The organism is Taishania pollutisoli (assembly GCF_014518315.1).
In the GTDB taxonomy this organism is placed as follows: Bacteria; Bacteroidota; Bacteroidia; order Flavobacteriales_D; family Crocinitomicaceae; genus Taishania; species Taishania pollutisoli.
Genome location: NZ_JACVEL010000003.1, coordinates 289,220 through 309,443, shown reverse-complemented (window position 1 = coordinate 309,443; position 20,224 = coordinate 289,220). Strand labels below are relative to the sequence as shown.

Sequence of the window (20,224 nt, the reverse complement as noted above, 5' to 3'; positions counted from 1 at the left end):
TGTCAAGTCGAAGATTCGTCAGCTAGTACTATAATTCCAGGTAGTACCTACAATCTTTAAAAGGTTTATCTGCTTCTATGTATTCCTTCAATTCGTCAAGCGAATCAAACTTCTTGTATCTAAGAGCCCATAGCAAATCAAAGTAGTTTACCTTGAGACAACCATCAACTCTTGAAAGCACTCCTTCAAATGAAGTTGTAATAATCCATCGCTCATGATTATTCAGAATCTCCATTCCTTGCAATGGATTCGCTTCTAACATTCTGACTGCCTCATTCAATTGTCCAGAAGCTTTGAGGTCTGTTTCAAGGGAGTCTTTGTAATCAGATGCTAGGTCCAACTTAAATTTCGTTCGCTTTAATTGAATAAGCAACTGAGAATTACCGTCATTTACAAAGATGTCAATATCACCATCAATCTTACTTGCCTCTTGCTCAGAAATTACCATTGATTTCCATTCGTGTTCTTTGAACATTTTACCAAGTTCTATTTCCATTAATGAAGCCGTTTCTTGACGTTCATTTTCATGTGTCCTATTTGCATATTTGGACAGCGCCATTTGACCAAGACTGTAAAACCAGTCGTTTGTCGCAAAAAGTGAGGTCGGTGAAATCACGTAATTTCCAAGTCGGAGAAAAGGTGTTTCTTGAACTGAATACTTAAGCTGAAAAGGGTTAATAATATTACCTGAATGAATCGAATAAGAAAAGTGATTTATCAAATCCTGAATTTCAAGCTCTGTTAATTCGGGAAAGGCATACTTATACAACATAATCAATTGTTCAACTGATTCGTAAACATAGGGGAATGGCATGTTTGAAACATTATCGTTTTCAGCTTCTTTCATTGTCTGAAGTAAACTCTCATTCCATGAAATGCCTTGAGAAATGAAACTTCTCATAGGTTCCTCATATCGTTTCTTTCTATTTACAGCATATGGTATCAGTCCTCCTAAGAACTTTGAAAAATGGGTCGCTCTTCCATGAAACTTTAAATTACGTATCATTAAGTCTTCCAGAAATAGAGTTGATTGCCAGTTTTTTATGTAAATATGGTGATTGATAGCTTCATCTATTTCAGAATTTCCTTTTGGAATATTGAGTTCTCCTTTCTCATCTTGGTATTTATAAATCTGAAGAGCATCAACGAAATAACGCTTTGCATTCACCAAATATCGTTCAGTGCCTTTTCTCCATTCTTCATATTTCTCATTCGATTTGAAGTCGAAATAAAGCATGCCATCCTTTAATGTTGCCTGGAAATTGTCATCGAAGCAATAACTACTCAGGATTGTAGTTTCAAATTCAATCCAATCTGAAATCACCATTAGAAATCGGTCAATTCCATTTACCATGGATGAGTGGATGGTCTTGAAGAAAATCTCATCAAATTGCTCTTCAGTTTTTGGGTCGACTATTTCCTTTTTTGAAAAAAGATAGTTGACAGCAAAGTTGTATACCCATCTTAATTTTTCTTGGTTCAATGGAGAATTGTCCTCGTAGAATCGGACATCTATCCAGTAAATAATTCCGCTTAGAATAACCTCGATGGATTTGTCTTCAATTTTCAACCAGGAGTCAGTCATTTCGGTTTGATAGGCGTTAAATGCTTTGTGAAGCTCTCCCCATGCTAGGATGTCAGCAGAATGTTCTGCTCCCCATGGCAAATCTAACAGTTCGGTAAATAAATCATTATTTATAAATGAACGGTTGCGCTTGATTGCTTTGATGAATGTTGCGGGGTACTTTGTTGAAAGCATAGAATTGAGGTTCCTGTTTGAGGATTCTGGATTGCCCAAGTACCAATTCAGAATCGTCTCTTGAGCAACAGAACTAAAAACCATTTCGAAATTATTCAAGCAGAATTCACCCCAGAAAAAATTGCTTGTTGGTTTTTCTTTTAACCAATTATTTTTAGATAAAAGAGTAGCTACCTCATGATGAGGAAGTGTGAGCAGTTGCTCAAATGCAATAGCTAAATTGCCCACTTTAATGGCTGAAGAAATGGACTTTTTAAGTTCCGCTTTGTTTGTCATCACAATCATTTAAAAGTTAATCGCAAGCGACATGTGATTGTGATATGCAATGATATGAAAAAAATGAATTCAATCCCCCAATTTAGCCTCCTTATTTTAGCTCGCTCAGAAATCAAGCCCCCAAATTAATTAGCCCCCTTAATAGTGTCCAAGGTGCCTCGAAAAATTTTCAATTCCTCAATCTGTTTTAGTCAAACCAATAAGGGGTAAAAAAGATGGGGTACCCCTTTTTCTTTGGCAAGCTAAAAAGCTCATTTCTGAAAATTTTTTCCACCAAAAAAAATATCAAAACATCGGTTTTATTCATTGTTACAAACTGTATATCAATATCTTAAGTGGAGTAATTGGCGTTTTTGGCCGCTTTTTGGTGCTGTTCTGTGCATCATGCATTGGTTGAAAACACCCCTGGCATATTAAAAACCATTGAATTTTGCGAAAAATAGGCGGGTTTTGTGATTTTTGAAAATCCAGTTGTTAGTTTTTATATATGGTATAGCTGAATTTCAGTCATTCAGTAAAGATGACAAATACTATTAAAAAGGGAAAAATGAAAAGGGTAATTTTTTCAATTGTTGGATGGGTATTAAGAGCACTGTTTTGGTGGTTTTTTCTGCTGCCATGGTGCTATTCGATTTTTGTGTTTGTGTTGTTTTTCCTTGCTATTCAAATGTCAATTGGTGACCAATCCATCCATCTGTTTAATCGCTCATTAGGAGGGGTAGGAAGTTGTGGGTATAACATGTTTTGGCTGTTTCTAGGCGGTCCTTGTTTCATAAGTTTCTTCACATTGTTTGGTGCCTCAACTCACCAAATTGGAGATAGAACCGATGACAAATTAAAACGACTTATTGCCTTCAGAAGTGGCCAGATATTACACAAAGGCGCAAAGGAAGGATATGAGATTTATAAGAAAACTGCCTTGCTGGATGTGATGAATGACAACGAGAACGATGAAGTCATTGGAAAAGTGAAAAGAGGTTTCAATGCGAGTCATTTAAACCGAGACGTCACAACTATTTATGAGGAATTTATAGGGAAAAATAAATAATGGAACTATGAAAAGGTATTTCAACTTTGATTTTTATAGAGCTCTTCATGATGCGTTGAACATTTATTTCAAATTTCAAAAGAGAATGTCTTCCATCATTCAATGTCCGTATACTCAGGACACAGACAAGTTAATTCAGCTCAAGTTTCTGGTAGTAAGTATGCAGGACGAAATTGAATCTGCGGAAGCAAAGGTTATTCAAAGTAATTTTCTAATTACGGCAGATGACCATGAGGAGGTAGTCGAGAAAGTAACGATAGGTCCAGTTAAGTGCAACTTTTACTTGAATTAACATGCTCGTCTCTGCAGTTTTCTTCAGCGGTTCAAATCATGCCTTTCATCTTTATTTGATGAAAGGTGAAAAGGAAAATATCTTGCTTTCTACCTTACCTATTGCCTTATTGGAAAAGGCTTTTCCAAATTTGTACGCAACAATTAAGCACTCCTTTCTCGCAAATCCATTTGCTGCAGATTTATTGTTGCAGGAGCTCGGAGAACATATATTAAATAAAAAAGAATTAAAGGAGTTCTTCTATCCAGAGTATTTATTGAATAAAGGTCGCATTCGTTTCGAAACTGCAGAGCAAATCATCAAATTTCAAGAGGTTCTCCCCATGTTTGCTAGCACCTTTTATTCCGAGGAAATTGACCCCGTGAAATTTTATGTTGTCAATCAGATGTATCGTATTAAAAAGCGACACATAAAGCGTGTAGGCTTTCAAATTACGAGTGACAAGTTCGATTATGAGTACATCCAGGACGAATGTATGCGAAATGAGTTTGATAACATAGGAATCAAAGACCCCATTATCTTGGAACTCCGTGAGGAAGGTCGGGTGGCGTACGTGCTTGTATTAAATTCTAATTTAGACCTGGAGATGTTTGTGGTGGTTTAATTGAACTGCCCGTACAAGCTTTTTTCGCCAGATTCATTCCTTAAAGAAGGACATTGAATGAAGGGGTTGAACCCAACGAATCTGGGGTCACTTGAATCAATGTAAAAGTGCCTTGTATATTTTAATTCCCCTCCAAAACCTATTTCAACAAACGATTCTAGAATGACCTTTTTAACTCCTTCAATGTTTAAGCCTTCAATATCTCTTGGAAATAAAACCGAGTCATGTTTTGTGAAAGCTGGTGTTCCATTAATTGCCAATCGTCCTAGTATATTATCAATAAAAATGAAACTCTCAACAAGTTGTAAGAACAAGTTGAAATGATTGCTCTCTGTTCCGAACATCTCATTGAATTCTTCTTTTATAGTCTTGATGCTTTCCTCAAGTCCTGCTACTACTTTGTTCAAACTGAAAAATTCAGACTTAAAATTTGGACCAGCAAAAAGATAACGCATCATTTCTGTTTTTGCTGCTGTCCTGAGGTCGTCCTCGGATAACGATGGATTTATATTTTGGATTTCTTCTTTAGATAAGGTGGAAGCCAATTCTCGATAAATATCTTTTTTGTTAACCACCTCAAGAAATTCTTTTTTGTTCAATTGAATGTCATTTCTAATTTTAGAAAAAACCTCAAGATACTTATGTAAAGAAGGATGCGTTGAAGTCTTCAGTGATTCAAAGAAGAAATCATTTGCAATTAGGTTAGCAAGGATTGTAGGTTGACTTGACTTTAAGTCATATGCACCTAAAAACAAACCTTCAGCACCACCGTATCTGAGATATTTGATGGCAATGTTATTCAGGTTTGTCAGGTTTGTAGTCAACCTTCCATTCGTTAAAGAAATGTTGTAGTCAAAATGGCCATTACTGATTTTATTTAACTTACGATTCAAATCGGCTAGTAACCTTGTCTTTTTTTGCTTCTTAAAAGCTTCCAATTCTTCAATATAGATTGTGCTTTCATCCAGAATAATGTTTAGGTCAACATTTGATTTTCTGGCAGAATTCAAAACGGCTAAGGCATACTCCAAAGTGATTCGTTCAGCTCGCTTAATAAGTTTACCATTCAAAATTACTTTATCGAAGATTATGTTCTTTCGTTTTAGTTCAATGGCTTTGAAAACGTCATCAAAACTGGTGTAAACTTTGAAAACACCATCTTGGATATTCACAAAAAACACATCCATCTCTAAATCTAAATTTGCCTTAAGTGCCTTTTGGTCAATCCAAAGGTTTTTGGCTGTCATTAAATAATGTTTGATTTGAGGCATAAAAAGGTGATTGACTGATTCTATGCTAGTTATACTTTCAAAAACAACAGTTTGATAATCGCCTTTTAACAAGGTTGGATTAATCCTATACAGCATGGCTTTCCCCATATTCTTGTCAGGTTTCCCATCCGATTGAAATATAGCATTTTCAAAATCTATCTTGCTTTTGCCTTTATTTTTTAATGCCATTTTTGAGCCTGGTAAATCTGATGCCAACGCTAAAAAAACGTACTTGTAAAACCGTTCTCCGAAAGAACCATGTGGTGGCCCAACTTTAAGATATTTCAGTACCGAAAGGGGTTTGGCGAATTCCTCTGGAGAGTAACCATTCCGTTCTTGATAGTCAAGAATAAGGTAAGCGAGGTAAAGTACCTTTTGTTTATTCTCCTTCTTAACTCTTTTTCCTCCCAACAACTCAGTAACTTTGTCTACCAATTTTTTAGGTAAAAGCACCTTGAACGGGGAAGAAGAACTTTCAGAGGTGTTAAATAGTGGGGACGGTAGAAGAGAACCATTAAGAACGAGCTCTTCAGAAACCGTGGTGTTAAATAGTGGGGACGTTTTGTCAAAACCCACTGTTTTTATATTATTAATTTCCTGTTTCACCCGTGTTATACGTAAAAAACAGAAAAATGTTTCTATTTCAATTTAATGCCATCCCATAGCAGGTCAATGAAAACGTCAAATGTAATCGCTGCATTTCTGGGAATGAACTGATACAAATCAATTAAATTATTGTTATTCAAACTAACCAAACTCATATCGGCTCTCAGATACCAGTTCTCATTTAAAAATTCGAAGACATGGATGTCGCCCTTCTCTTCAAAATCACCATATGTCAATCTTAGTACTTTATAGGTTTTTTGAACTGGATTGTCTGCAGTTGAAACTTTGGTTGAGGTGTAACCCAAAACTACAATTTTTCCATCATGCTCCTTAGCTATTACTTCTTTCATTTTTCTCTATAAATAGTCGAGAAAACGAAATAAACTATTAAGAAAACTGCGGCCTTACGGTAGATAATCCAAAAGGTTACGTTTTAATGAAAAAAAATGGAATATTTTGAAACATTTTCTTTTGAATTGCGTAGAAGATATTGAGCACCAGTTGCAAATGGCGCTCGGAAAGTTAAGGCAAACTTTCATTTTCCCTCCATTCGCCTGATGGAGTGGTGACAAAACCCCAAAAGAACACACGACAAAAAAGAGCGATAACGCTAATGGGAATATTATGTCCCAATAAGTCTTCGCCTTATGCTTATCAACAGTATAAAACTGTTGGATTTATTAATCTACTCAAAAAGAGTGAAAAACAAATTAACTATGAAGAAGTCAATATTTTCTGCTTCTCCAGAAGGTGAACAGATAAGGGAAAATTGGTTTAGAGAAAATGCCGAACTTTTATTTTATGAGTTTAAACGTCAATCTGCGAATTTGGTGTTTGTATGTCCGAAAGATAGTAAAGGAATGATTGCTGCTGTACTGTTCTTAAAATTCGATGTCTTTAAAAAGGTTATCAGTGATTTTCCAATAGTTTCCTTAAATGAGAGTTTATCCTTCATTCATTCAAATATAATGATGGAGAATTCCATGGTCGTAATTTGCCAGGAAAACATGAAGTTCAGTTTTTACAATTTAATTGAAGAATAAGATGAATCAGAATATACATAGAATTGGGTCAGCGGCATATAACATGAATGGGAAAACAGTTATCCTAATTGAGGAACATGAATTCGATGTTAAAATCATTCTCTTGGAACAATTGCTTATTAATCAGTATAAAATTGAATTCATAGACATTTTAGAAGATGATAAAACTGGTGAAATAGAATATTACGTAAAAACGAATATTCCTTGGTCAGTATACACCATAACACCAGACCCTAACATGAAATATCTAAGGCCAGAAAATTTGAATTAGTCTCATAGACCTGTGAAATTTTGAAAATCCAATTGTAAGAGAGGTATAAATAGGGTATGCTTGATTTTTGGATTGAGCATGCCCTTATAAAAAACCTCGAAAATGGCTACAAAGTCTAATAGCATATCAAAAATAGAGTCACAGGGCACCCAACCTAAAAATGGCAAGTTATCAGTGTTGTACGTCCGCTGTAGCTCAATAGACCAGAGAACGGATAGACAGCGTGTCAATGAGGGAGATTTCGATTGGATAATTGAGGATAAGATTTCTGGAAATATTGAATTTTTCAAAAGACCTGGAGGAGCGCAATTGAAAAAGCTCATTGACGATGGAATTGTCAGTTCGATAAGTATTTGGTCCATTGACCGCAGTGGAAGAAATCTCCTAGATATTTTGCAAACACTCAAGTATTGTACTGAGAAAAATATTCAAGTCAATTTCTTGTCGCAAGGATTGAGAACGCTTGATGAAGATGGAAAAGAGAACCCCATTGCCAAAATGGTCATAAGCATCCTCGGTGTAATTGCCGAAATGCAACGTGAACAAATCCGTGAGGCTCAGGCACAGGGAATTGCACTTGCCAAGGCTAGGAATGCCTACCACGGGAGAAAACAAAATACGAAGGAAACAACTGCGGATTTCTTGAATAAGACTAAAAACACAAAAGCACTTGAATTATTGAAGAAGGGTTATAAAGGCACGGAGGTTTCAAAAATTATCGGGCTCAGTAAAACAACAGTATCGAAAATAAAAAGACTAGGATTAAATAAATAAAGAGAAAAATGTCACGCATTAAATTCGAAATAGCAATGGACCATGTTGGGCTGGCAAGAGACAGCTTCAAGAAATGGTGCGATGCTGTACGACTTAAAGCGCATGACTATGAATTCAGTAAAAGAAAGTATTTCTTAAAAGGAGAATTTTTTGCCAAAGCAGATGCAAAACTAATACAGCGTTTGATGGATTTACACGGTGAGAATTGGGGCAAGTTTTATGAACACTACAATGACGTTAAAGCATTCCTCAATAATGACAGCAAATCAAACGAAGATATTACTCCTTCTTATACTCCAGTAGATACTGAAGTTCGTGACTTTTTAAATCAGTTAAGAGCATGAGAAGTTTACAGTTAAATGAAGTTGCCCAGAAACTTGGGATAAGAGTGTACTGCAACAAATGTAAAAGCCATTTGACATTAAAAGATATTAATGCAGGAACTCAAAAAAAAGATTGTACACACCCAGCACTAGACCAAAGATACAAGGCAATTGTTTGTTTACGAATTAATGGTGAAAAGAAAAGAAGTTCCTGCTGCTTCAAAACTCGGAATTTGAGTGAAGCAATTGACCTAGCATTCAAATTCAAAATGTATACAAAAGCTAAAGCCAAAGAAACTCATGAACCTGAAATGGTGAAACCCACTCTGTTAGTGGAATGTCTTGCTTGGTTTTTGGAATACAAGAAAAACATTGGGGTCAAAGGACACTTAAGAAAGGAATTGACCGCAAATACTTTTAATGCCTATAAGAACCATATTAACAAATGGAAGAAGGCAACTGAAAATGCTGGTGAAGATTTCAAGACATTAAAGGTTGATAAAATAAGTGATAAAAATGTGAGCGCTACTATTTCACACCTTAGTAAATGGAGTTCTTCTCTACAAAGAAAAGCAATAGGATTCTACAATCAATTCTACAGCTTTTTGAATGAAAACGGCTATAACATTCCTTCACCTTTTAAGGATATTGAAGTAGCGGACGTTCCCTATAAGCATGCGAGAGCACTTACTTTTGATGAATTCACTGCAGTCAAAAAAGCTATGGAGAGCGGCAACTCAAGCGATAAGGAAAAAGGGAAAATTCGATTCTTTCATTGGCTGCCAGATGCATTAACCTTAAATGCCCTTACAGGTAGAAGGCGTGAAGAATTCATGATTGCGAAGTTTTCCGATATTGAATTGATTGATGGTCAACTTCTTGGAGGGTTTATTAAGATGATTGATTACAAATATTCCCGTCAGAATTCACACAAAGTCGGATTTCAAAATAGGATAACAAAAGCTCCCATTTTTCCAGAATTGTATGACTTCCTTATGAAGATGGGGTATGAAAAATACAAGAATACCGACAGATACATTATTGCAGGAGACGAAAAAAAACAGCGTAACACAATGGCTAACAACCTTACTAATGGCTTTGCTTATTACCGCCAAAAGGCAGGTTTTTCTCCAGATGTGCAATTGAATGGTTTGCGAAAGAAATACATCACTAGAATGAGAAACGAGTTCGGAGATAACGCCAACTTCTTCACTGGACATAAGTCTTCCAGGATAGACATGAAGCACTATTACGATGATAAAGAGTTGTTTGATAAGGTGAAGAGTTTTGTGCTTTGGAAGTAAATATATGAATTAATAAATGTGTTATGAAACAAGTAAGAGGACCAACAAATTGAGTTGCCAATGTTCAAATAAATTTGAAGCAAACTACTACAAGAAGTCTTCCTAAGTCTGGAAGCAAAAAATAAAAAGACAAGTGGATTTTAAAAAATGGCTAAGTAGAGCCCTAAAATTCTATTGCCCAATAATTTTAACAAAATCCCACGCTGGGGTATAAAAATCAGCTAAATAGAAAAATGAAAAACTCGCATGGCTTGGAGAATGTATTCTTCCCGCTTATTCACTTTTGCGTATTCAATTAGAGTTTAAACTAACTCAAAAGGAAGCAGACCTTTTACAATGTTTAACCTACACGGATGAGGGATTCGTAAATCTTTTACTTCCAGTTCCAGTAGGTGCTCAAAAAATGAAAGGTCAACTTGGGTTGATTGAAACAGGATTGTTCGATTACATAATAGGTTGTGTGATTCATAAAAGAAACCATGGAAAGCTTCCTCCAGATGATGAAGAAAAAGTAAAACATGCTCATTCGATGTTAAAGAAATTTCTCGGAGAAGAGTATTATCTCATATCCTTTGAACCACAGTAATAATTCTAAATAACAGTGTTGAAATATGAATTTAAAGCAAGAACATAAAATTTCGTTGAGACAAACTTTTGAGAAGTGCATCAAACAAAAGTTTTTTAAGAAAGCCATATCACTTGCCTGTAAATATAAACTTAAAGGTGTATTTGGCACGGCTCAAACTATAAAAGTAAAATACGGTTTATCGAATCTGGAAATCTCAAAACTGCAATGTGTAGAGGTTGACAATCCTCATTTTAAATGTGCCGCTCCAATGAAGTTATACTTGTTGGCACAGGCAGAGCATCTCGCAAACTTACCACATAGTTCTTCTAAAACTTAGAGAGCACTGCTTCAGACTAAAAGGTGAGTTTAATACTCACCTTTTTTTTATTAGATTTCCATCTACTTTTAAGTGAACCCGAATAAATACAACCATTATGAAAACAAATGGAACCGTAAAATTGATAATTGCCTTTCTAGTAATTTGGAACCTGGTGCTAACATACCTTTATTTTGACCAAAGTCAATCCATTAAAATCCTAAAACGAACTGTTTACAATCATATTGAGCCTGAATTAGAAGACAGCGAAAAATCAAATTCATCACGTGAAGCTGAAGCTACAAGAGAGCAACTTTACAAGTAACCTAAAGAGCTTCAAATTAAAAACGAAACGGGCAAAAACATTGTTAAGTTTGTGCACCAGATTCCACTCCATTTTTCAGAGTGGTCCACTCCATTAAAAACCTCCAGAAACGAAAAAACCCTCGAAAGCAATGCTATCAAGGGTTTTCGTTAAGTGGTGCCTCCAGGAATCGAACCAGGGACACAAGGATTTTCAGTCCTTTGCTCTACCAACTGAGCTAAGGCACCAGCCTTATTTGGGGTACAAATATAGTGCTAAATTTTATACCGGCAAGTGTTTTTACGCTTTTTTTGAAAAAGAAATCCATTATCGCACCAAATACTTTTCTTCGTTGTTATTAATTAACTGTAATTGTGGGATTTCGTCCTTGAGCTGAAACTGAAATCCTTCGATCCATTTTTCTTTTAATAGGTCTATGTCTTCTCCGTTGAGGATGTGTTTCTGGAAAAAATAAGAAATATCCTCGTTCAGGTACTTCTCCGTCAACTCTAAAAACAGTTCATCCGTTAAAAGCACATTTTCAGCAACGCATTTCTTCAATAATTCCCGCATCAGGTCGTCCAGTGATTGGGTGTAGTTGCTTTTCAGTAAAATCTGGTTGTCCAGCCAAAAGGCAAAAACAGCTCCCCGGCGGTACGGTACTTTTTCCACGTTTCTGCTTTTCCAGAAATCGTCCTTGATGCTGTAATTCGGAATGTTGCGCTCCGGGTTTTTCCAGTGTTGTTCAATGACTTCTTTGTTGAATGAACTCAACCATTCATCATACGAAATGTCCTTTGCACGTAACCGGTTTTTGTAGGTGTAGTAATCCGTAAATCCTTCACTGAACCAGTAATTCAGTTCTTCGTGCTTGTTGCGGATTCGCTGCCCGATCCAATCGTGCATCAACTCATGGAACAGGATGTATTTGTACGAACCCTGGCTATTGAACGGGTTGTTGGTTGCTATCATCATGAATCCGTTTCGCACGGAAGACCCGGTAATGGAAGAACCTCTGAACAAGCTATCTGCTTGTGTCACGGTCGGAGAAAGGATGAATGTAAAGTAAGGCTGGTTGTAGTCATTCCAGAATTCGCGTTGGGAAAGGATCGCTTTTTCGAGGTTGGAGGACAGAAATTCATCTGTATATCCGTTCAACCAACTTCCTCTTACGGCAAAATAAACCGGTTTTTCTTTTACAGAGAAATTGTAAATCCGGTAATCTCCACCCACGTACAACACATTGTAGAAGCCATTCCACAAATTGTCTTTGATCACCTGTTTTTTCTGTTGTGATGCATACATGTTGTGAATTTTATAATCTTCCGGGAAACCAACCCAGTTAATGGTAGTTGTAATAGCGGGTTCATTGGCACTTTCCGTAAAAGCCTTCGGAACCATGAACAACGATTGTCCCAGCACATAAAAGAAGGTGTCATTTACCCTTGGACGCGAAACAATGTAATAATCCGGTTCTTTGTAATCCTGTTTGATCCGGTAAGTGAACTGTATCTTTTTTCCTTTGGGGTGGTAGACAATCAATTCATCTTTCTCCGGGTTTGTTTGAAAGGAAACAGATGAGTTTTCACTTTCCGGGAGTAGAAGGCTTTTGAACAAACTATCCTGTCCCCATACCTGATTACTGTAGTGAAAAACAGTTGAATCAGTTGCTTTTTTAGCTGTAAAATTTACCTTAACTTTCAATCCGTTGTTGCCCAGTTGTTCGTCATAATATACGTTGTAGCTGATTTTGTTTTGCGAAATTACACCGAAAGGGAGCAACACTAAAAAAAGTAGCATTCTATTCATGATTCATTCTGTTTTATAGAGATAAACATTGTCTTTCCTCAAAATAACTAAAAACAAACGCGTGAATCATGGTTTTTAACGCACATTAACCCAGCATTAACATACGAGTGCTTCCAGATCCTCCCAGAAACCGGGATAACTTTTCCCGACAGCATCTGCCTGTTCAATTGTGAGTTCCACTCTACCTGCAATGGAAGCAATTGCCAAACACATAGCAATGCGATGATCATTGTGAGATGAAACCACCGCCGGTAAAAGCGTTTCAACGCCCTCAATAAACATGGTATCTTCTTCCACCCGGATAGCAACGCCTAATTTGGTAAATTCCTGCTGTAATGCCTTTCCCCGGTTGCTTTCCTTGTTAGCCAAACGGTGAACTCCCTTGATACGGGAAAGTCCCGGTGTAAGTGCCGCATACGTCGTCAAGGCCGGGAATAAATCCGGGCAATCGGTTGCATTAAAGTCCAATGGTTTGCGATCAGTTCCATCAATTTTCAGCCCGTTTTCTGTATTCAGAATCCGGCAACCTGCCAGCATAAATGCATTCAAAATGGCTTTGTCCGCCTGTTTTGATGAAAGCGATAAGCCCTGAACGGAAATTTTCATTCCCAATGCTGCTGCTGTCAGCCAATACGAAGCAGAGCTCCAGTCGCCATCTATGGTATAACTCGCCTCTGTAATTGGCTGTTTTCCTGTAATCTTATAAATTTCTTTCTCCTCTTCTTCGATGTGTACCCCAAAACTTTTCAGGGTATGCAGGGTCATATCGATGTATGGCTTGCTGGTGCTGTTTTCAACCTGTAACAAAGTGGTTCCTTCCGTTTGAGAAAAGGCGATGAGTAATCCGGAAATGTACTGTGAACTTTCACTTCCGTCGACGCTATACGTCCCGGGTTTCAATGGTCCTGAAACCCGAATCGGCAGTTTTTCATTGGTCAACTGAACGTTCACACCCATTTGAGGTAAAAACCGTTCAAAAAACGTTTGATCGCGTCGCACCAGCGATCCTTCACCGGTTAACGTCACTGGTTGTGTTTTTAATGTTGCAACGGGAGTCAGTAAACGCGCGCCCAATCCACTTTCACCACAGTTCAATTCTGAAACGATTGTCTGATCAAAGTTTCCGGCCACAGAAAGTGTTTTTTCATCTATCCGGGTAATAACAGCGCCCAGTTTTTCTGCATTTGCAAGCATTGCCATTTCATCGTTGCTACTCCCCACATTGATAAGAACAGACGTTCTATTTGCCAATGCAGCAATTAATATAGCACGCTGGGAGTCACTTTTGGACGGTGGAATATGAATAATTCCCTGGTATGTTTTGGGTTTTATTGCGTAATTCATTTCAATACAACAATCATTACTTATTCATCACTTTTTCCTGATGGCGAATGGACTCCTGGTGAATCGCATCCATGATTTGCCGGATAAATTTGGCCGAAAGATCATTGTCATCTGCGCTGTTTAAACGGTTATTAATGATTTTTGCCCAATGTTCCTGCTGCAAGATGGTAATGTTATTGGAACGTTTGAATCTTCCGACTTCTTCACTTATTTTCATGCGTTCAGCCAGCAAAAAGAAAATCCGGTCATCCAGTGCTGCCGTCATGGAGCGCATTTTTTCCAATTCAGCCAGCACATCGTGTTGCACATCTTTGGAGCGCAAAACCAGGTTTCGGAGGATTTGTTCCAATCCCTCAGCAGTAACTTGCTGCGCAGCATCCGACCATGCTTCATCAGGACGCGGATGCGTTTCGATCATCAATCCGTCAAAATTTAAGTCCATTGCTTTTTGCGATACTTCCAGCAAGAGCTCTCTGTTTCCGGTAATGTGGCTCGGATCGCAGATAATCGGTAAATCGGGAATCCGTTCTTTCAGGGCAATTGGCAGCTCCCAATTCGGCACATTTCGGTATTTATCGTGTTTGTATACGGAAAATCCTCTGTGAATGGCTACCAAATCTGTAATTCCAGCCTTTTCCATACGTTCGAAAGCACCCAGCCACAATTCCACATCGGGATTCACCGGGTTTTTGATCATAACGGGAATAGAAATTCCTTTCAACGCATCCGCAATTTCCTGCACAGCAAACGGATTGACCGTCGTTCGCGCACCGATCCACAAAATATCGATTCCTGCTTTTAATGCCAGCTCCACATGTGTTTTATTGGCAACTTCTGTCGTTGTAGGCAAACCTGTCATTTTACCGGCAGTAACCAGCCACGGAAGGGCCTCTTCCCCTACACCTTCAAATGAGTCGGGACGGGTACGTGGTTTCCAGATTCCCGCACGCAAGGCATTTGCCAGTCCTCTTCCGGCAATCTGCGTACAGATTTCGATTACCTGCTCTTCTGTTTCAGCACTGCACGGTCCTGCAATTACATACGGACGGGAAGTGCTTATTGTCTCATTTAACTTCATGTATCCAACGATAAAAGCCCCCTGACGGAGGCTAATAACTATTTATTACGTCTATACAAATATACGAAGTTTGAACTACACGAACAGCACGATCAGATCAGTTCATAATCACAAACGGAATTTGGAGGCCTACAGTCATATCTTCCGGTTTCAGAAACAGGTAATACGTTCCCGGAACAAAGAAATCAACCGGGAATTCAAATACTTCTGTTCCCGGGCCGAATATGTGTTTGTCATTGAACAAAATTCGTCCGGTCGGATCACTGATTGTCAGTTGAACATCCCAGTCCTTCTGTACCCATCCCTTCAGCTTTAATGCATTGGAACTGGTATTCGGGTTGGGATACAACACGAAAATATCTTCCAGCGAAGCCGGAGCATCAAGATTGAGGAACACGGTATTGGAATAGGTGAACACACCATCAAAATCAAGTTGTTTGAATCGGTAATACTGTCCTGTTGATGACAAATTCGGGTCAACAAATTCGTACTCCAAACGGGAAGATGAGCTGCCTGCTCCGTTCAACCAACCGATGGTTTCCCATACCTGCCCGTCATAGGTTTTCTGAAGTTCAAATCCCATGTTGTTCCGCTCCGTGTAAGTCTCCCAATAGAGCCTCCCCTTGCCATCAATAATTTCCCCAAACAATGGTGAAGCTTCGATTGCGAGGGCAATGATGGCACAATCGGGATTGTCTGACGTAAAATTTCTGCTGGAATGCCCGCTTCCTCCGTTAGGGGATTCTGTAAATTGCGCACACGTATATGGATTTACATAATCGGTTGTGTTCTGCCCGGAATAGTCCCCTCCAATAAACATACTGCAAACAGACAGTGCCGGTTCGCTGGTAAAATGTCCGGAACTGGAATCTCCGACAAACATGTTACAATTTCCCCCACTTGGATTGTGTTCAGCCACATAGCCGGAATTGGAATCTCCCAGAAACGAGTTACAGCCTGCGTTGTAAAAATCCAGTGTATCGTGTCCGCTCCCCTGTCCTCCTTCAAATTGGGCGGTAACAGACTGGCTGATAATCAATAAGACAACAGCTGTAACACATTGTGTGTAAAATGATTTCCTCATTTTTCAGGATGCTTTACAGAGAATTGATTAACGAACTCCGCGTCCGCCAATACTACTGATACGTCTTCCGTCTATGTACGCTCCGTTTGACCGGTTAGATATTTGCAATGCTGTCGCTGCTTCTACCCATGCTCCTCCTTTGATCGCTCTTCCTACAACAGAATTTGTAGCACCAATAGACGCTGTCGGGGAAGGCCAACCGGGTACATCTGCGAATCCGGGATTCGGAGAGAGGGAAATTTCACCATCTCCGAGCGCTCCTTCAAATGCAACACCAGTAGCATGTGATACCGAAACGGCTTGTTCCCAAACATTTCCACTCAATTCCATCACTCCATAATAACCTGCTGCTGCTTGCAAACGATTGGTTCCGGGCTTAGCTGCAAAACCACATCGCGCCGGCCCCAAAATAAGGTTATTATTAAAGTTTGCCAAGCCACTTCCTGCCGTGATTACTGTAGAACTGTTTTCTGTGGCCGTACCATCTGCCACAAACGTATTGGCATCCGTGATCAAATCTGTACCCCATGCATATTCTCCGGCAACCGGGGCAACAGGCCCCCTGGCAATTTTTTCAAATTCCAATTCTGTCATCGGACGCAATGCAGACCAATCCAGGTATGCCAGTAAATCTGTCCAGGAAAGCAATGCCATTGCACGATGAGGAGCTCCTGCTACATTCACAGGCCACGTTCCTGTAATAGCCATGCGATTAGCACCATTTACAATCTGTCTTGCTGCTCCCTGATCGGATAATAAGGTATTGACAAAATCAACGTATTGTCCCTGAGAAATTTCGTATTTCATACAATAAATCTCTTTGAAACCTTTCGGATAATTCGCTGGCAAATTTAACGGAACGGGTGTCGTGGAGTACAAATTAGTTGCTCCTGTACCTGCAGTAATTGCATCTTCAGATGTAATCGGAAACGGATTGGATGTAGATCCTGCTTTCAATGTACTGGCAGCAGCTCCGTCTCCCACCTGGAATGCTCCTTGCGGAATTTGTACCATTTCAATTCCGAAGACTTTAAAATCGTATTGTCCGTTCGTAACCCCCTGCATTCTCAATGAGACAGTGACACCGGAAACATTTCCTGCACCTGCAGCACTTCTTCGGACAAATACTCCTTTTGAAGACGTAGAACCGTCCCGTCCGTCAATGTAAATTTCCAATGGAGAAGCAGTACTGTGACTGGCAGTTGTTGGGTTGAGGTTGACATGCGACCATTGCAGAGAAGCGCAATCTCTCTTTTTTACAAAGAGCCAGACTGCATCGTGGTTGTACGGAGCGTTGTTGGTTCTCCAACTGTTCTCCCAGCTCACACTAAAAGTTAATGTAGAATCATTTGTAAGTGTAACACTGCTGATGATTAAATTGTTTGAAAAGCTAAAGTTTGACATACCAAATGCCAACAATGCACTCAGTGCATAAGTGATTAGTTTTGCGTTCATTTTCGAGTTGTTTTCCTTTTAATTAGACTGCTTCAAAATTAACATTCGGGTAATATTACGCAACTATTTTGTACACTTTTTTAAGGATTATTACCCAGGTAACTGATTATCAAATCATTTAATTTAAATGAAATTTATTCGGGTGTTTAACCATTGAAAAAAACGAGTTTTGTCCCTGGTTATTTCAGCCAGGGAAGTGAAATTAAAAAGTGATGACTGTGTATTATTTTTTTGACGTTCCTACAAAGTCTTTGAGGTAAAACGGTTCAAAGTAGGCAACATCTTCCAATTGGTGATTCCTGAATTTTTCGTACGCCGGAATAACGTGTCCTGCTGCAGAGGATTTTATGGCTGTGTCAACTATAATTTTTCTGTTTTTCCAGATTTCCTGCATTTTGTAAGAACCATCTCCCACGGCAATAAACGGCTCAAACTCCCGGTAAGCGTTTTCATCCAGAATATCTGCGGAAACGGGTTTGCTAAGTGTCAGATCAGGTCTGTAGATGGATGAAAACACCTCCATTCTCCGGGCATCAATCATTGCACATATCGTTGTATCAGGGTGAGTTTCCTTTGCAAGAACAGCCAGGTTATACAGCGCGTCAATTGCAATCAGGGGAATGTTCAACGCATAGCACAATCCTTTTGCTGTGGAGACTCCGATTCGCAACCCTGTATAGGATCCGGGTCCGGCTGTTACTGAAACAGCTGTTAGCTGTCGCGGGGTAATTTCCGCTTGCTGTAAAACGGCTTCTATAAATAGGGTAATGACCTCACCATGCACGTATTCAGATTCCCCCGTTTCTTTCAGTGCTACCAATTTCCCGTTATTCGATAAGGCAACCGAACACACTTTTGTAGCTGTTTCAAGATGTAAAATGTAACAATCCATCAATCGATGATTTCCAGTTTAAATCCGACACCGTGGATGTTGCTGATCGAGATTCGTTCATCTTCTTTAAAATACTTCCGCAGTTTAGTAATAAATACATCCAGGCTTCTTCCCACGAAATAGTCATCCTGCCCCCAAACGGCATTCAGGATCATTTCTCTGGAAACCACCTGGTTTTTAAACTTGGTAAGGATTCTTAAAATATGTGCTTCCTTTTTAGTCAGCGATTTGACCGTGTTCTCGCGTGTAAGGGTATAATTTTCCGAATCAAATTTATAACTACCCACCTCTACAACTTTTTCCTCTTCCTCCTCTACGTGAATGTTTACCCGTTTCAAAAGGGCAATTACACGCAATTGGAGTTCTTCCACAGAAAACGGCTTCGTCAGGTAATCATCACCCCCTGCTTTGAACCCCTCGATTTTATCTTCGGTCATTGATTTGGCAGTCAGGAATAAAATAGGGATTTCCCGGTTAATTTTGCGTACCTCGCGCGCCAGTGTAAATCCATCTTTTTTCGGCATCATGACATCAAAAATGCACAGATGAAATGCCTCCTCATTGAAGCGTTTGAATCCTTCTGCTCCATCGGTACACAAGGTCACATGATAGCCATCGCGTTTCAGCTGATCAGAAACGACAAACCCGAGGCTCGTATCGTCTTCAACCAATAATATTTTTGGTGTCATAGAATTATACTTTGTGCTAAATTAATAGTTTATTGATGTGCGTCAATGAATTTAAGTAAAAATTAAACCTTTTGAAAAGCGCATAAAAAAACAAGAGCTCCAGATGGGCATCCGGAGCTCTTGTCACACTAATCAACCTAACCTACTACTACTTGACACAAAGGTATGACAAAAAACTATTCTTGCAACACTTCTGAATTAAAATTTAAAAAGGGGTTCTATTAGGAAATTAATAGTTGTTCATTTAGTGTTAATACTATAAAACCTTAAAATAAAACTACTAAACGGTTTATTATATATGGGACACGTGGCAAAAAATTCTTCTAAAGAATGGAAACTATCATTTAGGATTCCAATATTATTATTCTTTTTGGATTAAATTTGTATGAATTCTAAGTTAACTTGGTTCTATTATGAAGATTTTAATAATTGATGACGAAGATGACATTCGCGAAATTCTTAAATACAATTTAAGTAAGGAGGGGTATGAAACATTTGATGCGAACAATGGTGAAAGTGGCTTGAAAAAGTGCATAGAGATCAATCCTGATCTGGTGTTGCTCGACATCATGATGCCCGGAATGGATGGAATTGAGGTCTGTGAAACCATCCGAAAGACGCCCGGGTTGGAAAATGTACTGATTTGTTTTCTGACTGCGCGGGGGGAAGATTACAGTCAGATTGCCGGGTTGGATGCTGGTGCGGATGATTTTGTTGCCAAACCCATCAAACCCAAAGTATTGATCTCCCGTATCAATGCGATTCTGAGAAGGAAATCCGGAGAATCCAAATCCTATTCGGAAGGGTTAGTTATCAACCGGGAACGGTACCACGTGGAACTAAACGGGCAAGTAATTCAATTGCCGAGAAAAGAATTTGAATTGTTGGCACTGCTGGCATCAAAGCCCGGAACCGTATTTGAACGGGAAGTCATTCTTGATTCTGTATGGGGTTCGGAAATTGTCGTGGGCGACAGAACCATTGATGTGCATATTCGAAAACTACGGGAGAAAATCGGTTCCGATTACATTGTTACGATCAAAGGAATCGGTTATAAATACCAGGAAAAAGAATAATACCTCACTTCAGTACACAATTTACCCACCTGTCATTG

Annotated in this window: 20 protein-coding genes and 1 tRNA gene; 10 read left to right on the top strand and 11 right to left on the bottom strand. The window is 38.8% G+C overall.

Annotation, left to right across the window (positions count from 1 at the left end):
• Positions 1 to 28: 28 nt before the first annotated feature.
• The gene (locus tag H9Y05_RS06810) at positions 29 to 2,035 is read right to left on the bottom strand and encodes a hypothetical protein (RefSeq protein WP_216713860.1); all 2,007 of its coding nucleotides are present in this window, start codon (positions 2,033 to 2,035) and stop codon (positions 29 to 31) included.
• A gap of 547 nt (positions 2,036 to 2,582) precedes the next feature.
• Between H9Y05_RS06810 and H9Y05_RS06805 the strand changes: the two genes are divergently transcribed.
• Both H9Y05_RS06805 and H9Y05_RS06800 read left to right on the top strand, forming a co-directional pair.
• Entirely contained in the window at positions 2,583 to 3,083 is a 501-nt protein-coding gene (locus H9Y05_RS06805) for a hypothetical protein (RefSeq protein WP_216713859.1), read from the top strand.
• 293 nt (positions 3,084 to 3,376) lie between these two features.
• Complete coding sequence (locus tag H9Y05_RS06800) at positions 3,377 to 3,979, top strand: hypothetical protein (protein ID WP_216713858.1); 603 nt, start codon at positions 3,377 to 3,379, stop codon at positions 3,977 to 3,979.
• Here the strand turns inward: H9Y05_RS06800 and H9Y05_RS06795 are convergent.
• Together H9Y05_RS06795 and H9Y05_RS06790 are read right to left on the bottom strand one after the other, a co-directional pair.
• Positions 3,976 to 5,856, bottom strand: a complete 1,881-nt coding sequence (locus H9Y05_RS06795) for a hypothetical protein (RefSeq protein WP_216713857.1) — start codon at positions 5,854 to 5,856, stop codon at positions 3,976 to 3,978. The two genes, H9Y05_RS06800 and H9Y05_RS06795, sit on opposite strands and share 4 nt — an antisense overlap.
• A 32-nt stretch (positions 5,857 to 5,888) precedes the next feature.
• On the bottom strand, positions 5,889 to 6,206 hold the full coding sequence (locus H9Y05_RS06790; RefSeq protein ID WP_216713856.1) for a hypothetical protein: 318 nt from the start codon (positions 6,204 to 6,206) through the stop codon (positions 5,889 to 5,891).
• Positions 6,207 to 6,572: 366 nt separating this feature from the next.
• Here H9Y05_RS06790 and H9Y05_RS06785 point away from each other — a divergent pair, with 366 nt between their 5' ends.
• The 7 genes from H9Y05_RS06785 (at position 6,573) to H9Y05_RS06755 (ending at position 10,780) form a co-directional block, all read left to right on the top strand.
• A complete protein-coding gene (locus H9Y05_RS06785) occupies positions 6,573 to 6,899 on the top strand; it encodes a hypothetical protein (protein WP_216713855.1) in 327 nt (108 codons plus the stop codon).
• Positions 6,900 to 7,272: 373 nt separating this feature from the next.
• Entirely contained in the window at positions 7,273 to 7,944 is a 672-nt protein-coding gene (locus H9Y05_RS06780; RefSeq protein WP_216713854.1) for a recombinase family protein, read from the top strand.
• Between the two features lie 8 nt (positions 7,945 to 7,952).
• Entirely contained in the window at positions 7,953 to 8,288 is a 336-nt protein-coding gene (locus H9Y05_RS06775; RefSeq protein WP_216713853.1) for a hypothetical protein, read from the top strand.
• Positions 8,285 to 9,571 carry a site-specific integrase gene (locus H9Y05_RS06770; protein WP_216713852.1) on the top strand — a complete coding sequence of 429 codons (1,287 nt, stop codon included), beginning with the start codon at positions 8,285 to 8,287 and terminating at the stop codon, positions 9,569 to 9,571. Before H9Y05_RS06775 ends, H9Y05_RS06770 begins: the two co-directional genes overlap by 4 nt.
• Positions 9,572 to 9,974: 403 nt before the next feature.
• Positions 9,975 to 10,157 carry a hypothetical protein gene (locus H9Y05_RS06765; RefSeq protein WP_216713851.1) on the top strand — a complete coding sequence of 61 codons (183 nt, stop codon included), beginning with the start codon at positions 9,975 to 9,977 and terminating at the stop codon, positions 10,155 to 10,157.
• Between the two features lie 25 nt (positions 10,158 to 10,182).
• A complete protein-coding gene (locus tag H9Y05_RS06760) occupies positions 10,183 to 10,476 on the top strand; it encodes a hypothetical protein (protein WP_216713850.1) in 294 nt (97 codons plus the stop codon).
• A gap of 97 nt (positions 10,477 to 10,573) precedes the next feature.
• Entirely contained in the window at positions 10,574 to 10,780 is a 207-nt protein-coding gene (locus H9Y05_RS06755; protein ID WP_216713849.1) for a hypothetical protein, read from the top strand.
• A 154-nt stretch (positions 10,781 to 10,934) separates the two neighbouring features.
• Here H9Y05_RS06755 and H9Y05_RS06750 read toward each other — a convergent pair.
• The 8 genes from H9Y05_RS06750 to H9Y05_RS06715 all read right to left on the bottom strand — a co-directional run bounded on the left by H9Y05_RS06750 (position 10,935) and on the right by H9Y05_RS06715 (position 19,110).
• Positions 10,935 to 11,007, bottom strand: a tRNA-Phe gene (locus tag H9Y05_RS06750).
• A 79-nt stretch (positions 11,008 to 11,086) separates the two neighbouring features.
• Positions 11,087 to 12,568 (bottom strand): M1 family aminopeptidase, encoded by a 1,482-nt coding sequence (locus tag H9Y05_RS06745; RefSeq protein WP_216713848.1) that lies wholly within the window; start codon positions 12,566 to 12,568, stop codon positions 11,087 to 11,089.
• A 96-nt stretch (positions 12,569 to 12,664) separates the two neighbouring features.
• Positions 12,665 to 13,912 carry a 3-phosphoshikimate 1-carboxyvinyltransferase gene (gene aroA / locus H9Y05_RS06740; RefSeq protein WP_216713847.1) on the bottom strand — a complete coding sequence of 416 codons (1,248 nt, stop codon included), beginning with the start codon at positions 13,910 to 13,912 and terminating at the stop codon, positions 12,665 to 12,667.
• Positions 13,913 to 13,928: 16 nt separating this feature from the next.
• On the bottom strand, positions 13,929 to 14,990 hold the full coding sequence (locus H9Y05_RS06735) for a chorismate mutase (protein WP_216713846.1): 1,062 nt from the start codon (positions 14,988 to 14,990) through the stop codon (positions 13,929 to 13,931).
• A 97-nt stretch (positions 14,991 to 15,087) separates the two neighbouring features.
• Complete coding sequence (locus H9Y05_RS06730) at positions 15,088 to 16,074, bottom strand: hypothetical protein (RefSeq protein ID WP_216713845.1); 987 nt, start codon at positions 16,072 to 16,074, stop codon at positions 15,088 to 15,090.
• Between the two features lie 27 nt (positions 16,075 to 16,101).
• Positions 16,102 to 17,529 (bottom strand): SUMF1/EgtB/PvdO family nonheme iron enzyme, encoded by a 1,428-nt coding sequence (locus H9Y05_RS06725; protein ID WP_163490078.1) that lies wholly within the window; start codon positions 17,527 to 17,529, stop codon positions 16,102 to 16,104.
• A gap of 223 nt (positions 17,530 to 17,752) precedes the next feature.
• Positions 17,753 to 18,421 (bottom strand): tRNA (adenosine(37)-N6)-threonylcarbamoyltransferase complex dimerization subunit type 1 TsaB, encoded by a 669-nt coding sequence (tsaB, locus tag H9Y05_RS06720; RefSeq protein ID WP_163490079.1) that lies wholly within the window; start codon positions 18,419 to 18,421, stop codon positions 17,753 to 17,755.
• The gene (locus tag H9Y05_RS06715) at positions 18,421 to 19,110 is read right to left on the bottom strand and encodes a response regulator transcription factor (RefSeq protein WP_163490080.1); all 690 of its coding nucleotides are present in this window, start codon (positions 19,108 to 19,110) and stop codon (positions 18,421 to 18,423) included. Before H9Y05_RS06715 ends, tsaB begins: the two co-directional genes overlap by 1 nt.
• Before the next feature lie 413 nt (positions 19,111 to 19,523).
• On the opposite strand from H9Y05_RS06715, the gene H9Y05_RS06710 reads away from it, so the two are divergent.
• The gene (locus H9Y05_RS06710; protein WP_163490081.1) at positions 19,524 to 20,186 is read left to right on the top strand and encodes a response regulator transcription factor; all 663 of its coding nucleotides are present in this window, start codon (positions 19,524 to 19,526) and stop codon (positions 20,184 to 20,186) included.
• Positions 20,187 to 20,224 lie beyond the last annotated feature (38 nt).

Bases quoted from the DNA above. Each gene is read 5' to 3' on its own strand.
- H9Y05_RS06725 (WP_163490078.1), bottom strand. From the start codon at position 17,529: ATGAACGCAAAACTAATCACTTATGCACTGAGTGCATTGTTGGCATTT.
- H9Y05_RS06800 (WP_216713858.1), top strand. From the start codon at position 3,377: ATGCTCGTCTCTGCAGTTTTCTTCAGCGGTTCAAATCATGCCTTTCAT.
- H9Y05_RS06760 (WP_216713850.1), top strand. From the start codon at position 10,183: ATGAATTTAAAGCAAGAACATAAAATTTCGTTGAGACAAACTTTTGAG.
- aroA (WP_216713847.1), bottom strand. From the start codon at position 13,912: ATGAATTACGCAATAAAACCCAAAACATACCAGGGAATTATTCATATT.
- H9Y05_RS06790 (WP_216713856.1), bottom strand. From the start codon at position 6,206: ATGAAAGAAGTAATAGCTAAGGAGCATGATGGAAAAATTGTAGTTTTG.
- H9Y05_RS06765 (WP_216713851.1), top strand. From the start codon at position 9,975: ATGAAAGGTCAACTTGGGTTGATTGAAACAGGATTGTTCGATTACATA.
- H9Y05_RS06735 (WP_216713846.1), bottom strand. From the start codon at position 14,990: ATGAAGTTAAATGAGACAATAAGCACTTCCCGTCCGTATGTAATTGCA.
- H9Y05_RS06810 (WP_216713860.1), bottom strand. From the start codon at position 2,035: ATGACAAACAAAGCGGAACTTAAAAAGTCCATTTCTTCAGCCATTAAA.
- H9Y05_RS06710 (WP_163490081.1), top strand. From the start codon at position 19,524: ATGAAGATTTTAATAATTGATGACGAAGATGACATTCGCGAAATTCTT.
- tsaB (WP_163490079.1), bottom strand. From the start codon at position 18,421: ATGGATTGTTACATTTTACATCTTGAAACAGCTACAAAAGTGTGTTCG.
- H9Y05_RS06715 (WP_163490080.1), bottom strand. From the start codon at position 19,110: ATGACACCAAAAATATTATTGGTTGAAGACGATACGAGCCTCGGGTTT.
- H9Y05_RS06770 (WP_216713852.1), top strand. From the start codon at position 8,285: ATGAGAAGTTTACAGTTAAATGAAGTTGCCCAGAAACTTGGGATAAGA.
- H9Y05_RS06745 (WP_216713848.1), bottom strand. From the start codon at position 12,568: ATGAATAGAATGCTACTTTTTTTAGTGTTGCTCCCTTTCGGTGTAATT.
- H9Y05_RS06755 (WP_216713849.1), top strand. From the start codon at position 10,574: ATGAAAACAAATGGAACCGTAAAATTGATAATTGCCTTTCTAGTAATT.
- H9Y05_RS06805 (WP_216713859.1), top strand. From the start codon at position 2,583: ATGAAAAGGGTAATTTTTTCAATTGTTGGATGGGTATTAAGAGCACTG.
- H9Y05_RS06730 (WP_216713845.1), bottom strand. From the start codon at position 16,074: ATGAGGAAATCATTTTACACACAATGTGTTACAGCTGTTGTCTTATTG.
- H9Y05_RS06780 (WP_216713854.1), top strand. From the start codon at position 7,273: ATGGCTACAAAGTCTAATAGCATATCAAAAATAGAGTCACAGGGCACC.
- H9Y05_RS06775 (WP_216713853.1), top strand. From the start codon at position 7,953: ATGTCACGCATTAAATTCGAAATAGCAATGGACCATGTTGGGCTGGCA.
- H9Y05_RS06785 (WP_216713855.1), top strand. From the start codon at position 6,573: ATGAAGAAGTCAATATTTTCTGCTTCTCCAGAAGGTGAACAGATAAGG.